This is a genomic window from Rhodanobacter sp. ANJX3 (assembly GCF_014200755.1).
Classification (GTDB): Bacteria; Pseudomonadota; Gammaproteobacteria; order Xanthomonadales; family Rhodanobacteraceae; genus Rhodanobacter.
Map to the genome: position 1 here is coordinate 338,601 of NZ_JACHCM010000001.1, position 15,660 is coordinate 354,260.

Below are 15,660 nucleotides of genomic sequence, written 5' to 3' on the forward strand. Positions count from 1 at the left end.
GTTCCAGGGCTAACCCGAACGGAGCCCACTCCGTTTCCGCCCCGACCTGCGCCGACCGTAGCGTCGTCATCCCTCGATCGCCCGCTTTTGGCGCTTCACCACACATCCTTCACTGGTCGCGATGGTGCGCCGGTCGGAGTAACATCCTTCGCGCAAACCTCGGATGGATTTCTTTGGGTCGGAACTCACTATGGGCTGTACCAGTTCGATGGTGTTCGCTTTCAAATCCGCGCGGATGACCAACTGCAATCGTCGCACATTCATTCGCTTTGGGCAGATAGAAACGGCGATCTGTGGATAGGCTTTTCCGTCGGCGGAGTAAGCGTTTTACGGAATGGCCAGATCACAAACTATTCGGGAAACGGGCTTCCCCCAGGGACAGCGTTCGGCATCGCACGAACGCCAGACGGAGTGTTGTGGGTCGTCACGACCTTGGGCGTCGGGCAGTTCACCCACAGCGCATGGCATTCGATCAATCCCACGTGGGGTTTGGCGATTGCGCATCCGCAAGAAATGCATCTCGCGTCCGATGGCACGTTATGGATTGCGGATGGTCAGCACGCATTTCGGTTGCCACCGAATGCGAAGCATTTCGAGACGCTCGATCTTTCGGCGTACGCACAACAAGGACTCGGTTCGCCCGCGTCCATACCGTCGCCCGACACGCTCGGCGTCTCGGCCACCGTCGCCGACTCGTCCGGCGCCGTGTGGCAAGCGAACAAGACGGGTCTTATTCGCTATCGATGGCCCAATCGCGGCCCCCACGCTACCCCCCCCGTCGCTGAAACGCTGAATCCCCAGACACCGCTGAGCGGAGTCTTTGTCTATGACATGTTCGAGGATAGCGAAGGAAATTTTTGGTTGGGAACAAACGGTGGCCTCGATCGCTTTAGAGCAACGCGCCTCAATGTCGTCCCATTCGATGGCGCGATCTTTCAACCCGCGTTCGCGCCAGGTGATCATGGCGACATCTGGGTCGCAAGCACCCGGGACACCGGCTATCACGTCACCGATGTTGTAGCGAAGGTACCTGCGATTCCATTGCTAACGTCAATGATGACGCGGGATCGGAAGGGGACCATCTGGTTGTCCGCCCCGCCTGGGTTGATGCAGGTGCAAGGTGACCAGATCAGGAACTTCGGTCTTCCATCGGGCCTTAAGACTGTGGGATTTTCAGGCCAAGCGCTAGCGACAGAAGGCGACGGTTCAATCTGGTTCTCCATCGCTGGGCATGGCTTGTACCGCTACAAAGATGAATCGTGGACCGCCAACGGCGGTCTCAAGCAATTGCCAAGCGATCAAAATCCATTGAGTTTGTTGGCGGCATATGACGGATCAATGTGGCTTGGCTATTCGAAGAACCGGCTGTTCCAAGTTTCCGGTGACAAGGTCACGCACTTTGACACGAGCAACGGTATAGCGGTCGGAGCGATTCAAGTCATTGAAGCGCACGATGACCAGGTGTGGGTCGGTGGTGAGCGAGGTGTCGACTACCTAAAGGGCGGCGTGTTCACGCCACTCAAAGGCGCCCATGGCGAGACATTCAAAGACATCTCCGGCATCGTTGAAACCGCCGACGGCGATGTGTGGTTAAACGGGGCCTTCGGTCTCTATCGAATCACCGCCGTCGAGCTTAAGCGTCTCAATAAAGAGCCCGCATACTCGGTCACCTTCGACCATTTCACGATGCTCGATGGTCTCGACGGCCCTGCCGTCCAGATTCGACCCACGCCTACGTTGATCCGTGGATCGGATGGGCGTTTATGGGCGGCAACAGAGAATGGTGTCGTGTGGATCGACCCGCGGCTTCTCGGTCTGTCAAACGCGGAACTACGTCCGGTCATTCAAACGCTCAATGCCAGCGGAGTCGCCTACACCGCCTCCGGTCACCCGGAGTTTCCCAAAGGAACAAATGGCCTTCGCGTCGACTACACAGCGCCTCTTTTGGGCGAACCTGAGCGCCTGCGGTTTCGGTACCGCCTCGTAGGTCTTGATCCGACTTGGCAAGACGCCGATGCACGGCGGCAAGCCTATTTCACCAATCTCGCGCCTGGCACGTACACCTTTGAGCTCCAAGCCAAGCTCGAGGGCGGCATGTGGAGTTCAAACCAAGCTGAAGCCATCTTCTCCATCGCGCCCAACTTTTATCAGACTTGGTGGTTCGACGCGCTCGTCGTTGCGGCGCTTCTAGTATTTGTTTGGCTATGGCATCACTTGCGTATTCGCCGCCTGGAAGCGCGCATGCGTATTCGTCGCAACGAACGTGAACGCGTAGCACGCGACCTGCATGACACGCTTCTACAAAGCGTGCAGGGATTGATCTTGCAGGTTCACGTCGCGTCGGACTACGACGCCAACCCACAAGTCCGACAACAAGTGCTTGCCGCGGCCGTGCAAAGCGCACAGAGCGTGCTGAAGGAAGGCCGTGACAAGGTGATGGAGCTTCGCAACGAAGGAAGCGGCGCATTTGATCTGGCCGAATCCATTCGTCAACTCATTCTGAATTCGTCGCAAGGCTATACAGGCTCCGCCAAGCTCGTGATTACCGGCAATCCAACCACCTTGAATCACAAAGCCGAGGATGAAATTTTCTCGATCGTGCGCGAAATGATCACCAATGTCTGGAAGCATGCCGAAGCATCGTCGTTTGACGTTGTTTTGCGCTACGGGTGGATCTTCTTTACGGTGCGCGTCATCGATAACGGCCTTGGTATTCCTGATTCGATTTCGAAAGGCGGCGCGCCATCAGGGCGTTGGGGCATCCTTGGCATGAAAGAGCGTGCGCGTCAGTTCGGCGGGTCCGTCTCGCTGCGACCCGGCGACAAGAGGGGTACTGAAGTGACCTTGCGCATGCCATCGAGCAGGGTCTACCAGCATCGCTGGACTGGGTTGTAATCGCTTGCACGATGCTCTGAATACGATGTTTGTTGAGTTCCATCCAGAACTGAGCCAAACCCGGCTCAGTTCTGGCGGAAGTCAAAAGCAGGGCTCACTCTGGGCCAAAATGAAAGACCCTTCGCATACGTAAGAGCAATTGCCCTTTTACGCCGACACCGGATGTGGCGCGAACAGCGACTTCTCGGTGAAGGATGTCCAGGCCACGCCGTACTGCCTTGTCAAAAGCGGAAGTCAAGTCGGCATTTCCGGACAGCAACGGTGCAATCGCCTCACGTGGTAGCTGATAGATCTTGCAATACGTGCGCGCGACGGCGGTGGCCGCATGAGGAGCGCCGGTCAACAAGCCGATCTCACCGACATATTCTCCAGCGCCGATACAACCTAGCGTTTCGAAATTTGCCCCTGCCTGCCGTGTGAACTCGACAATGCCCGAGCCTACGACATAGAGCGAGGTATCTGACTCTCCCTGTGAAAAAAGGACATCCCCAGGTTCCAAATGACGCGCTTCGAGAGGATCAGCAAGTTCATCGATCTGCCGTTCGGCGAGGTATTCAAAAAGAGCAAGGTCGCGAAACAGTCGGCGGGTGGCAAGCCTGTGGTCTTTGACAACGAGGCTTGCTATTTCGCGTCCACGATTCCTGTCGAGAAAGCCGGCATAGTGAAGCTGGCGCCGCGCTCCTCGCAGGAGCAAATCCTTTGTTTATGAGAGATGCGCGGTGCTCTCAACAAAGAAAGAAATTCTGTAGACGCTTCGTTTGGAACCAAGTTGCGACAGCACCGCTCGCGGCGCCGGTGCTCGCAGAATGTCCGGGCATAGCGCTGTCGCTTGCTGTAGCGCCTCAATGACACGTTCCGGGGCGGCATCTCCTGAGCAGGTAAGTTCAACAAATGCTGTTCGCCGTTCACCAGGAAAGCTTCTGTTGATGATTTCGGCTTTGGCGATAAGGCTGTTTGGAATGATCGCGATATCGTGACCATCTGTCTGAATGCGAATCGACCGCCAGTTCATCTGAACGACCAGCCCTTCAATCCGATCAGCGATCTGGATTCGGTCGCCAACACCGAACGGAGCCTCAATCCCAACTGCAATGCCTGCAAATACGTCGGCCAAGGTGTTCTGGAGCGCCAGCCCGAGGACGATCGCTACTACACCTGATGTCGCCACGACGCCGGTCACTGGAAGCGCGAAGACCGAGTTCAGCACTACCGCGGCGGTCGCGATGTAAATGGCGGCGGCAGCGAGGTCGGAGAACAGCCGGGCCTCGTGTGAACGTCGCCGTCGATGGATGACAAACCAAAGGCCGGCGACGACGATCCGAGAACCCAGAAGCCACCAGGCGCCGCCAATGGCGCGCAGCCACAGCGCTGCGCTATCCGCTGATCCACTTAGCGGGGAGAACACTGGGAACGTGCCCTGTTTCACCAGGTACAGACTGATGGCGATGAAACAGACAGCGTCGAAGCTGATCCGGATTCGATCCGACAAACGCCGTAACGTAAAGACACCGACAATGGCGATCACAAACAAGATGGCAGCGGGAAGCAAAGTTACATTCACGTCATTCCCCAGATGCTTATTGTGGCGCAGTGCCGAGCGTCCCGGTCGAAAGCGCCAGCGTCGCGGCGGCCGACAGCGCCGTGCTGTAAGCATCGGTGGACGCGTTCTTTGCCTGCAGGAGCTGGCTTTCAGCCAAGGTGAGATCGGTGATGGAGCCGACACCGCTGCGATAGGCCGCCAGCGCAGCGTCGAACGTCGTCTGTGCCGCGGCCGCCAGGCTTTGCGAAGCGGCATAAGCTGAAAGGCTCGTGTGCAGGGCATTGTCGGCGAACACGATCTGGCGGACGGCGTCTTCGCGTACGCGCGTCAGCCTGGCGTCGGCGCTATCGCTCTCAGCGCGAGCTTGCGCCAGTCTTGCATTTCTAATTCCGCCGTCGTAAAGCGGAATCGTTACTCCCACAAAGACAGCGCCGCCTAACCGATTACCATTGATGTTGACGGTTGACGGTTGCTGGCCAACTGACGGTAGCCCGGTTACATCCAACCCGCCGGAATTGTACGAACCGTTCGCCGATACAAAAATTTTCGGCATGAACTCCGCATGCGCGGCGCGCACGTTAGCAAGACTCGCCTTCTGGGCTGCGTAGGCGCTTAGAACGTCCGGACGCCTCGCCAGCGAGCTGGTGATGATACTCTCCACAGAGGGGGCGATGGCCGGCGACAGCTTGCGGTCGGAGACATCGGCCACCCGGATCTTTGTCAGTGGCGAGATGCCCACTGCGGTGATCAGCGCGAGGTAAGCGTCCTCGACTCCGCCCGTCGCCTGGACGAGTGTCAGGTTGGCCTGGGCTGTCGCCTGACGGGACTGCGCGGTCTCCATGACGGTGCCGAACCCGTGCTTGTAGCGGTCCGCAGCTGCGTCCTGCACGATCAGCGCGTTCTTCAGCGACTGGGTAGCGGTGATAAGGCGCCCCTGTGCCGCGGCATGCGCATAGAAAGCCAAAGCGACGTTGTAAATGACCTGCTGATGCACTTCGGTAAAAGCGATGTTCGATATCACCGAGGCCTGCTTCGCGGCATCGACGACCGCAGCGCGTTCACCGAAATCGAAAAGAAGCCATTCAAGAGATATCGCCGAGACGGTGCCGCTCGCCGACCCGTTGCTATTGAAGTTCGTCCCGAGCGCGGAATCACGTCCGTCGCTCCCTTGATATCCACCGATCGCTGTCGCTGTGATTCTTGGGAGATACGTGCTTTCTGCAATGCCGGCGGCGAGGGCAACTTTCCGCGCATCGTTCCAAGCAATCCGTGTCTCCGGATTACTTGATTCGGCGAGATCGATCAGCTCTGGCAGAGAATAGGCTTTGCCGGAATCGACAGCAGGTGGTGCTGCAACGAACGCGAGCGCCGAATTGGCCGGCAATACATATCCACCTGACGTATCCGACTCTGCTCGCGCCCCCGCGATGATCTCGCCATTTGTCGTGGTGGTCGGCGTCCACGGCCGGTCGGCACTCTCTGGGGCCATATCGAGCGCCGACGTCGCGCAGCCAGACAAGCAAAGCGAGGTCAGGATGAGGACGATGCCTCCCTTACACGTGCGCATAGTCGCCGCTTCCTTCCCCGTCACTTATAGATGGCTGTGTAACTACTTGCTCCAGCTTTGCAAGGGGGTCCTCGATGAATCTGATCATGCCGCAGACAGTCCGTTCTTCCCCTTGCTCGGTTTGCAGTGTCGGGGTCTCGTTCCCGGATAACACTTCCGCGGGTCCGCGATGAGGGTCGAATTCATCGACCAGCCTGTTGAGTCGGAGCGTGATAACGCCGGAAGCTGAAGGGTCCTGTTCGGCGCCGATCAGCAGTAGCCCTTGTAACTGCGCCAGGGTCTGTACAGCCTCCCGCCGTCGCTCCAGCCAGCCTGGAGCAGGGCGAATCGAGCGCGGTTCGTAGCGGGTGAGGGTGATATCCGTTTCGATGGCGCCGAGCAACGCATGGGCCTCAGCGGCGAGCGTCCATCGCGCCGGTCGGCTTCGTGCCGACACCATGGTGCCGAGCCGCCGCAGAAGGGTTGCGATGGCGGGATCAATGCGTCGGGCCACACTCACTGGCCAGATGAAGGTGAATACGAGCGCCACGACAAGATTGCCGAAGAGGATGCCAATGACTCGATCACGCGCGATCGTCATATCGAAGGCGGGCGACGAACCCTGGACCACACAGAGGAAGAAGGCGAAGGCGATCTGGAAGCCGACATAGGAAATACGGGGGCTGCCGACGGCTATCCAGCCCGAGACCAGCGCCGCCAGGAATACGAGGGTCATCAGAGCGCCGATCGAGGTGACGTTCGGCATTAGAAACACGATAGCTGCGATGCCCGCGACAGCGCCGACCAGGCAGCCGAAGATACGAAGCGTCAGCTTCTCAACGGTCTCCGCGGTCGTACCGAGCGAGACGATATAGCACGTGATCAGGCAAGTATGGATGCCAGGCCAATCGAGCAGCGAATACACGAAGTAGCAGAAAATCGCTGCCGATGTGGTCTTTATTGCATATTGAACATGCGCGGGGTTGGTGAATGCATCCGGAAGAAAGAAACCTCCTGCGGCTCTTTCTTCCGATTTAGGGGACGCCTCCGGCACCGGAGGCTCGGCGAAGTGCGTCAGCGCTGCCTGGAGCTCCGCAAGGACAGCAGTCGCAAGCGGCATGAATATGGTCTTATCTTCCACATCATCCAGGGCGACATCTATCGGGTAGCCACCCTTGCGGAGGATCGCAGCCATATCGTCGAGCGTTTGCGCGATGCGTCCGCAAAGAGCTTCGGGGAACAGCCGTTCCGGGGCACGGACGATTACCTCCACCATCGACAGGATCACGACGGTGGATTGGACCGCTTGCCGCAGCGCGGCGATGTCTTTCGGCGGTGACGTTTTCTCGGCGCCCGCCAGTTTCAGCCACGCGGCGATTTCGCCAAGCCCTTCGTTTAAGTACTCCTCGAACGCTCGGCGAGCTTCAGGATCTGGCGTGCGAAGCACGATGGCGCAGAGGCTAAGGCGATGCGCCAGTGCTTTCTCGGCCAGTCGCCGGGGGGGCGGCCCGAGGAAGAGGTTGACTACGATGCAGACGCCGGCAGGTATCCCGACGAAGAGCCACGCATAAAGTAGCGCCCGGGTCGCGATCTCGCCCATATGTGCTGTGCCTAGGAGATCCAAGGCATAAGCCGCAATCAAGGCGATGATCCCGCCGATGGGTTTGAGCTTACTGGCCGATGCCAGAAACAACAGGCCGAATGAGATGATCGTCATGGCAACCACACGCCAAAGCGGCTGGTCGATGACCTGCATCGTAATCAGAAGAACAGCACCGATGATCAGCGTTATCAACAAAAGCAACACGACGCTGGTGACGACGCTCGTCGCCCGGTCGGGTTTGATAACGAAGAAGACAAGATAGATGGTGAGTGCCGGCTCGGGCGTCTGGTAAATCTCGACGAGCAACGTGGTCATTGCGCAAATCAGCGCCAGCCTGGCGGCGAACCCCAGTCGGCCTGGAGCCGGTGCCAGGAGTGCAGCCAGCCCTGCCATGGTCGAGCCGGACCGCTTACTTGCAGGCAGCACCATGGTTCACCTCGACGACGGCGGTGGCGCCCAGCCTCATGAGCCCCTGAGGTGGATCTTCAAGGCGAATGCGAACAGGAAAGCGTTGGGCGACCTTCACCCAATTGAGCGAGCGCTCGACATAGGGGACGGAGCGCGGCAGGTTGATGCGGTCGGTGTCCAGCACGCCTGAACCGATGCCCTGCACGACTCCCTTGATCGGCCGAGCACGGTCGATCATCGAGAAGGCTGTTGCGCAATCGCCGACTGCGATGGCGCGAAGATCGATCTCTCGGAAGTTGGCGACCGCGAACCACTCGTCATCATTGACCAGGGTGAACAAGCTTTGCGAAGGCGCGATGATCTCACCTGTAAGCACCGACAGTCCGACAACTCGTCCGGCGTGGCTGGCGCGCACGGTCGTATCCTCAAGACCACGCTGCGCGATGGCGAGTGCTGCCTGCCGGGCTTGGACAGTCGCCTCGGCACCGGCTTTCGTGTCGACGGCTTGAGTGGCAGCTGCCTGCTGTTCGCGGGCTTGCTCAAGAGAGGTTGCCGCATCGTGTTGAGCGGTCAAGGCCTGATCCAGTTGCTGCGTCGGCACATAGCCCTTGGCCGCGAGTGGGCTTATCCGCACGACGGTGCGAGTCGCAAGATTGAGATTAATCATCGCACGCCGCACCTGCTCAGTCGCAATGGTCGCCGCGGAACGCTGGGTCGACAGCACGCGCTGCTGCGTTGCCAAGGCGGCTCGCGCGATGTTGAGGTCGGCCTGCGCCTGCTGCACAGCGAGGCGATATGGCACTGGGTCGATCTGAAAGAGCAGGTCGCCCTTGGCGACGCGGGAATTCTCTGCAACCTGGATGTCGATGACGCGGCCACCGACCACCGAGGCTACGTGCACCACGTCAGCGTCGATAGTTGCGTCGTCGGTGGAGGGTTTTATCGAATGCTGATGAAGTGTGTAGAGCCCGAACAGGGCTGCCACCATGATGATCGCAAGCGAGATCAGCTTGGCCCAGGAGGCGTGATGGCGTGTGCCCGCAGTCATCATGGTCATTGCCCGAACCACAGCAACCAAGCTAGGAACGCGATGCAAACCCCGATGGATGTACAAACAAAGAGTTGATACGGAAGCACGTCGGCGATGCCCGAGATGACAAATCCCACCCGTGCCACGATCGTCGCTACGATTCCGAGGAGCGCGCAGATCATCCAGGCTGGGAAAAAGGCGCCAGCCAAGGCGAAGGAGGGAGCTCCGCGATCAGCGCATCCACTGAGGATGATCGAGATCAGTGAGGTCAGGAGCGTATTTGTGTAGGGGCTTGGACGCGTATGCATGTCAATTCACGGGCTGCTTCAACGAACCACGTCGAGGACGAGAATGCGAAAGATCATTGCGACAGTGAGCATGGCTAGAACCCCGCCTGCGTAAAGCAGGACGAACCAGCGCAGCCTCTTGCGCAACGGAATTGGTTTGGAATGATCCATTAGTGATAGCTCTCGTCACCGAGTCGAACTTTGCCGCGAAATACCCAGTAGGAAAGAGCGGTATAGGTCAAAATGATGGGCAGAATGATAAGGACGCCCACCAAGGCAAATTTCTGACTCGAAGGCGGAGATGACGCTACCCAGATGGTCAGCGAGGGCGGCACGATGTTCGGGAAAATGCTTATCAGAAGGCCGCTGTAACCGAGGAAAAGGATGGCCTGAGTAAGCAAAAACGGGAGCTTCTCGTGTTCGCGCGCGTTGGAAATGAGGATGCCGACGACGCATGCCACGACTAGAACAGGAACCGGTGCGAAGTAGAGGAAGTTGTGTTTGGCAAACCAACGTGCGGCGACGATGGGTTGTTCCAGAACGGTCCACAGACTGACCATGCTAATGATGCCAAACAGGAAGAGTATGAGCGGCTTTTCCATCCGGCGAATTCGCCGCTGAAGCTCACCCTCCGTTTTCATGATCAGCCAGCCGCATCCGAGCGTAGCGTAAGTCGCGAGCAGTCCCAGGCCGCAAAAAAGACTGAAGGGCGTCAGCCATCCATAAGGATTTCCTGCAAACCGGCCATCGACAATCGCAATGCCTTGTAGCAACGTTCCGAGAATTACGCCCTGTGAAAAACTCGCCATGGAGGAGCCAGCCATGAAGGCGAGATCCCATAGGGGTTGTGTTCGATGCGCTTTGGCCCGAATTTCAAAGGCAACGCCGCGAAAAATCAGGCCACAAAGCATCGCGATCAATGGCAGGTAGACCGCGGGAAGCAGCGTGCCATACGCAACCGGAAAGGCCGCGAACAGGCATGCACCTCCCAGCACCATCCATGTCTCATTGCCGTCCCACACTGGCGCGACAGTGTTGAGCATGATCTCGCGATCACCCTCGGCATTGAAGAACGGAAAAAGCAAGCCGATACCGAGGTCAAAGCCATCGAGCAACACGTAGATAAAGACACCCAGACCGATGATGCCGGCCCAAATCATGGGAAGGTCAATATGCATATCGGAATCTACTCGTCGATGGCGTCGCTGAGGCCTGAGATGGGAGGAAGATCGAAGCGCGACGCTCCTATCCCTATATCACTGTCATGAGGATCGGGTGCCTGGTCACCCAGCGATGGGCCCTTACCCATGAGCTTGATCATGTAATAGATGCCTGTACCGAACACCAGGAAATACACGATGACGAATATCATTAATGACGTGCCGACCTGCTGCGCTGACAAGGCAGAGGAGGCATCTGCCGTGCGCAACACCCCGTAAACCACCCAGGGTTGGCGACCTGCTTCCGTCGTTATCCAACCTGCCAACAAGGCGATCAGTCCTGAGGGTCCCATCAGCAACGCGAACCGCTGCAGAAAGCGCGATTCATAAAGCTTCCCACCGCGACGCAGTACCAGCGCGAGCGAGCCTAGAAAGAGCATGAGAAACCCCATGCCGACCATGATGCGGAAGCTCCAGAAAACGATGGTCGAATTCGGTCTGTCTGCCGGGGCGAAAGCCTTGAGGCCTTGGATCTCACCGCCCCAGCTGTGGGTGAGAATCAGGCTTCCGAGATGCGGAACCTTGATCGCGTAACGGGTCACCTCGTCCTGCATATCGGGCCAGCCGACAAGGTTCAGCGATGTGCCGCCCTTCTCGGTGTCCCACAAACCTTCAATGGCCGCAATTTTCGCGGGCTGAAAGCGGCGCGTATTGATGCCATGAGCGTCACCCACCACCATTTGGATAGGAACCACGCAGATGACCATCCACATGGCCATCGAGAAGGATTTTTTTATGGCCGAATCGCGTCGCCCGCGAAGCAGGTGCCACGCCGCGCATGCGCCCACAATCATGGCAGCAACGATGAACGCAGCGATGGCCATGTGCAGCAAGCGGTAAGGAAATGACGGGTTGAAGACGATCTTCAGCCAGTCCACCGGGACGATCTTTCCGTTGACGATCGCGAAGCCTTGAGGTGTCTGCATCCAGCTGTTGGATGCCAATATCCAGAAGGTCGATATCAGCGTGCCAATGGCTACCATTACTGTTGCTAAGTAGTGCAGGCGTGGACCCACTCGCGTCCAGCCGAACAGCATAATCCCCAAAAAGCCTGCTTCCAGAAAAAACGCGGTGAGGACCTCATAGGCCAGCAATGGACCGGTAACCGCTCCGGCAACCTGTGAAAAGCCGGCCCAGTTGGCGCCGAATTCGTAGCTCATCACGACGCCTGACACAACGCCCATGGCGAAGCCAACCGCAAATATTCTTGACCAGAAAAAGAACAGCTCGCGATAGACAACTTTCCCGGTGCGCAGCCACAGCCCCTCCAGAACGGCAAGAAAGCTGGCCAATCCGATGCTGATCGCAGGAAATATGATGTGAAACGACACCGTGAACGCAAATTGCATTCGCGCAAGCAGCAGGGCGTCAATGGTGTGATTCACGGCCATGTGTCCGGTACTGAAATGAGGGATGAAACGAACTGTTCGCGTGAAGCCTATTAATGGCTCTCTCCAATCGCTCAATTGATAACGACTACGATGCACCCTCACGCGTGCATCGCAGCCGAGGTGTAGCGGTTGTGACTAACCCTTGATAAAAGCGAGGAGATCCGGATTGATCGCATCAGCATGCGTGGTGAGCATCCCGTGCGAGAATCCGGGATAGATCTTCAGCGTTGCATTCTTGATGAGCTTTGCCTGGAGGACGGCCGCATCCTTATAGGGAACGACTTGGTCATCATCGCCCTGAAGAACGAGTGTCGGCACAGTGATGGCCTTCAGATCAGCGGTCTGATCAGTCTCCGAGAAGGCCTTGATGCCGTCATAGTGGGCTTTGGCTCCGCCCATCATGCCTTGGCGCCACCAATTCTGGACGATGCCTTGGGAAACTTTCGCCCCCGGACGATTGAACCCATAGAAAGGGCCCGACGCCACATCGATATAGAATTGCGACCGATTGGCTGCCAGTCCCTTACGAAAGCCATCGAAAACTTCGATCGGGGTGCCGCCTGGATTGCTCGCAGTCTTGAGCATGAGTGGCGGAACAGCACTGACGAGAACGGCTTTGGCGACGCGCCCCTGGGGTTGTCCATACTTTGCAACATAGCGCGCTACTTCGCCGCCACCCGTCGAATGGCCGATGTGGACAGCGTTTTTCAAGTTGAGATGTTCAAATACCGCTGCGGCGTCGGCCGCATAATGATCCATGTCGTGTCCGTCACTGACCTGGGCAGAGCGGCCGTGGCCGCGGCGATCATGGGCGACGACTCGGAAACCTTGGGCGAGAAAGAACAACATCTGCGTGTCCCAGTCGTCAGAGCTGAGCGGCCAGCCGTGATGAAAGACGATAGGTTGGGCGTTCTTCGGACCCCAATCCTTGTAGAAGATTTCTGTTCCGTCTTTCGTGGTGATCGAACTCATGGCCGAGTCTCCTTTGTGGTTTGAAGAGGAAGATTTGATGGGCGCCGTCGAAGCAAACAGCTGACTTGAGATGAGGGAAGGGACAAGTGCCGCGGCAGTTGCCAAACTGGCACTTTGGGTAATGAATCGCCTTCGAGATGAATCGTGAGAAGTGGTTTTCGACATGACTTCGTTCCTCCGTTGGGAGCATCAAAATAGCGTGGCCAATCTTCTATTCCGTGAGGGTGGCCCTTCACTTGATGGTCAAGAGCGGCGCTGAGAGCATCTGGAATGATCAGACGCAGTGACGATCTCGCGCCATCGAGAAAGGGCATAAGGCTGCAAGCTACGCGTCGAGGTAAGCAATGCCCGTAAGAGGCCCGTGCCCAGAGAAGACGACCTTGCCGGCATCCGGGTGATCCAAGCTCACCATTTGCACGAAGCCACCCAGGTCGCTGGTAAAGGCCCGCTTGTTTTGGCGATCAATCGCGAGGCCAATGCCTTCGTGCAGCCCTGTCAGGATAATCTCGCAGATCATCGGCTGGTCCGGTCGGATGAGCGCGCGGTTGAGCGTATTGCCCGCTGGCGGAGCCCCGCGGTCGGTCCAGTAGAGATAGCCCGTTTCTTCAACCCATTCCAGGTCGATCGGTTCGGGCAGATTGTCGAAGAGCACTTCGATGTCAGGGCGCTTCGCCGGATCGATGCCCTTAGGTAGATCCAGAGCGGCGCGCAGGATTCGCCCTTCGCCGCCGTCGGGCTTGCCCTTCTGGGTCCAATAGAGGAAGCCACCTTCTGGATCGATCGCAACTCCGACGCAGTGACGGCGACGATCGCGGCGCTCCTCCTCCGTTGAGCCTGTTTGAACAAGGATCGTCACCTCTGAGCCGTCGAGCCGGGCGCGCATGACGCGCAGCCCCTCGCGATCGCACCAGTAGATGAAGCTGCGCTTTGCATCGCACTGCATTTGCTTCGGTGTGAAGGTTCCACCCTTTGGCACGATGGTCGTTCGGTTCTTACCATCGAAATCTACCCGTTCGATGGAGCCGTCATTGACAAAGAAGTCTTCGCCATCATGGCTCGTGCCCATGTAGGTCCAGAAGATGTGACGGTGGATGGGGTCGATCGCGATGCCGTCAGGCGCTACGCCGAGGTCGGCCACCAGAGTCTGGATGTCGCCGCCGTCAGGGGACGCCGACAAGAGGCGGGACGGATTGCCGATATTCAGCAGGAGAAGCCTGTCCGAGGACGTGGTCATGTGTTTGTCTCCAAGAGGGGGTTGTGGTCGGCGTTCAAAGCCACTGCGGTTGCGCGGCACCACGGGGTTCCAGCACGAAGCGGTAGTGGCCCGGCGTCTCGGTCATCTCGACCTGCTCGGTCACCCCGGTATAGAGTCCTAATGGGGTGACGGCGCTGAACTGGTCGGGCGCCACATAGGTGTGCTCGTCGGCGGAGCCAGCCGTCTCCGCGGCGAAGGCCTTGTCGAAGATGCCCATCGATATCAGCCAAAGCGTCACCTTCGACAGCGACACCACCACCTTGTAGCTGCCGCCTTCGACCGCTCTCCGCTTCAATGCCTGGAGGACGCCTATGGTCGCAAGCCAGCCGGCGACGTAGTCGTTGACTACTTTGATAGGTGGGGGAGCGGGTTTATCGTCACTACCTTCCAAGCAAAACAGGCCCATCGTCAAGCCCGTAGACACGTCAAAGCCTACGCGGTCGGACCATGGGCCCTGTTGATTGGCATAGACAACTTGAGCATGAATGAGCCCCGGAAAATTCTTGCAAAGCGCATCGGCGGTGAGCTCGTGACGTTCAAGATAACCAGGGCGCCGGTTTGAGTAGAAGATGTCGGCTCCGCCCATCAGTTCCATGAATTTGGCGCGCGCTTCGGCGTCTTTAATACGCAATGTCGCTGACCGCACACCGACGTTAGAGGTATAGAGGAACACGTTGTGTTCCCAGTCCTCCGGCGCCCAGATATTGAGGGCGTCGGCCCCGTGCAAGGCCAGGGCTCGCCCGATGGACGCACCAGCGATCACGTGCGCCAGGCCCAATGCCCGGATACCTGACAAGGGGTCGCGGCCATTGGGGGCGAACGGCTTGGGTTCGCTCTCAGTGATCTTCTGCACGGAAATCAGGGGGAAATCCCGCAGGCCTTGGCGAAACACATCCATCCCAAGGATTTGCTTCAGCGGTCGCGCGAGAGGCATAACGACGCCCGCGTCGACGGCGGCCTGTTCCAGGGCCTCGCTATCCCATTGCTTGATCGCCTTGGCGACGAGATCCGGTGTGCTCGGTACACCGAGTAGCGTGGCCATCTTGAGATGGATCTGCGGGTAAGGGTTAGTAGGCAGAACCCACTTGCCATCCTTGGTTTCGTACATCAAGGCGAAGTACGGATTGTCAGGGTCGGAATACATGCCGCCGTCGTAGCCATTCACCGTTTCCCACTTCCGGTCGATGAAAGGACTGAAGCGGCGTAGCGCCTTGCGCACATCGACTTGGATGTCTTGCGAGCGTCCGGTTCGCAGGCGCCAGATCGAGGCGATCTGCAGGGCTTTCGCGGCCAAGGCGACGGCGGCCATGGATCCGAAGCGCACCACACTCGGGACAATCGGATCCTTACCGTAGAAGGACAGCCGGCCGCCGCTTTCAGACGAGGTGGCACCGACGCTGTTCAGCACGGCCTCCGTCTCCGCAGCTAAGTCGAAATCGCAGCTTGTGGAGCGGTTCGACAGGTTGAACTCAAGCTGCTTGGTAAATTTCTCACCGGCTTCGACAGACATGTT

The 15,660-nt window shown here is 58.3% G+C and carries 11 protein-coding genes; 1 reads left to right on the forward strand and 10 read right to left on the reverse strand.

The window, feature by feature from the left end; translation table 11 throughout:
* The first annotated feature begins 87 nt into the window (after window positions 1-87).
* On the forward strand, window positions 88-2,895 hold the full coding sequence (locus HDE76_RS01330; protein ID WP_184504940.1) for a sensor histidine kinase: 2,808 nt from the start codon (window positions 88-90) through the stop codon (window positions 2,893-2,895).
* Between the two features lie 94 nt (window positions 2,896-2,989).
* On the opposite strand, the gene HDE76_RS20505 is transcribed toward HDE76_RS01330, so the two are convergent.
* From HDE76_RS20505 to HDE76_RS01385, 10 genes are all read right to left on the reverse strand, one after another.
* The gene (locus HDE76_RS20505) at window positions 2,990-3,589 is read right to left on the reverse strand and encodes a cyclic nucleotide-binding domain-containing protein (RefSeq protein WP_221262231.1); all 600 of its coding nucleotides are present in this window, start codon (window positions 3,587-3,589) and stop codon (window positions 2,990-2,992) included.
* A gap of 9 nt (window positions 3,590-3,598) precedes the next feature.
* Window positions 3,599-4,456, reverse strand: a complete 858-nt coding sequence (locus HDE76_RS20510; RefSeq protein WP_221262233.1) for a mechanosensitive ion channel domain-containing protein — start codon at window positions 4,454-4,456, stop codon at window positions 3,599-3,601.
* Window positions 4,457-4,472: 16 nt separating this feature from the next.
* The gene (locus HDE76_RS01340) at window positions 4,473-6,002 is read right to left on the reverse strand and encodes a TolC family protein (protein ID WP_184504942.1); all 1,530 of its coding nucleotides are present in this window, start codon (window positions 6,000-6,002) and stop codon (window positions 4,473-4,475) included.
* Window positions 5,989-8,013, reverse strand: a complete 2,025-nt coding sequence (locus HDE76_RS01345; protein ID WP_184504944.1) for an FUSC family protein — start codon at window positions 8,011-8,013, stop codon at window positions 5,989-5,991. Before HDE76_RS01345 ends, HDE76_RS01340 begins: the two co-directional genes overlap by 14 nt.
* Window positions 7,994-9,049 carry a multidrug transporter subunit MdtN gene (gene mdtN, locus HDE76_RS01350; RefSeq protein ID WP_221262236.1) on the reverse strand — a complete coding sequence of 352 codons (1,056 nt, stop codon included), beginning with the start codon at window positions 9,047-9,049 and terminating at the stop codon, window positions 7,994-7,996. Before mdtN ends, HDE76_RS01345 begins: the two co-directional genes overlap by 20 nt.
* Before the next feature lie 430 nt (window positions 9,050-9,479).
* Window positions 9,480-10,487, reverse strand: a complete 1,008-nt coding sequence (cydB, locus tag HDE76_RS01365; protein ID WP_184504950.1) for a cytochrome d ubiquinol oxidase subunit II — start codon at window positions 10,485-10,487, stop codon at window positions 9,480-9,482.
* Between the two features lie 8 nt (window positions 10,488-10,495).
* Complete coding sequence (locus tag HDE76_RS01370; RefSeq protein WP_343205631.1) at window positions 10,496-11,914, reverse strand: cytochrome ubiquinol oxidase subunit I; 1,419 nt, start codon at window positions 11,912-11,914, stop codon at window positions 10,496-10,498.
* Window positions 11,915-12,055: 141 nt separating this feature from the next.
* Window positions 12,056-12,892: an alpha/beta hydrolase gene (locus tag HDE76_RS01375; protein ID WP_221262240.1), complete on the reverse strand. Its 837-nt coding sequence runs from the start codon at window positions 12,890-12,892 to the stop codon at window positions 12,056-12,058.
* Window positions 12,893-13,217: 325 nt separating this feature from the next.
* Window positions 13,218-14,126 (reverse strand): 3-hydroxyacyl-CoA dehydrogenase, encoded by a 909-nt coding sequence (locus HDE76_RS01380; RefSeq protein WP_184504954.1) that lies wholly within the window; start codon window positions 14,124-14,126, stop codon window positions 13,218-13,220.
* Between the two features lie 34 nt (window positions 14,127-14,160).
* Window positions 14,161-15,657: a CoA transferase gene (locus HDE76_RS01385; RefSeq protein ID WP_184504956.1), complete on the reverse strand. Its 1,497-nt coding sequence runs from the start codon at window positions 15,655-15,657 to the stop codon at window positions 14,161-14,163.
* Window positions 15,658-15,660 lie beyond the last annotated feature (3 nt).

What these genes read in the sequence shown, in the direction of transcription:
- HDE76_RS01340 (WP_184504942.1), bottom strand. Translation starts at nt 6,002, where the DNA reads ATGCGCACGTGTAAGGGAGGCATCGTCCTCATCCTGACCTCGCTTTGC.
- HDE76_RS01345 (WP_184504944.1), bottom strand. Translation starts at nt 8,013, where the DNA reads ATGGTGCTGCCTGCAAGTAAGCGGTCCGGCTCGACCATGGCAGGGCTG.
- mdtN (WP_221262236.1), bottom strand. Translation starts at nt 9,049, where the DNA reads ATGACCATGATGACTGCGGGCACACGCCATCACGCCTCCTGGGCCAAG.
- cydB (WP_184504950.1), bottom strand. Translation starts at nt 10,487, where the DNA reads ATGCATATTGACCTTCCCATGATTTGGGCCGGCATCATCGGTCTGGGT.
- HDE76_RS01375 (WP_221262240.1), bottom strand. Translation starts at nt 12,892, where the DNA reads ATGAGTTCGATCACCACGAAAGACGGAACAGAAATCTTCTACAAGGAT.
- HDE76_RS01380 (WP_184504954.1), bottom strand. Translation starts at nt 14,126, where the DNA reads ATGACCACGTCCTCGGACAGGCTTCTCCTGCTGAATATCGGCAATCCG.
- HDE76_RS01385 (WP_184504956.1), bottom strand. Translation starts at nt 15,657, where the DNA reads ATGTCTGTCGAAGCCGGTGAGAAATTTACCAAGCAGCTTGAGTTCAAC.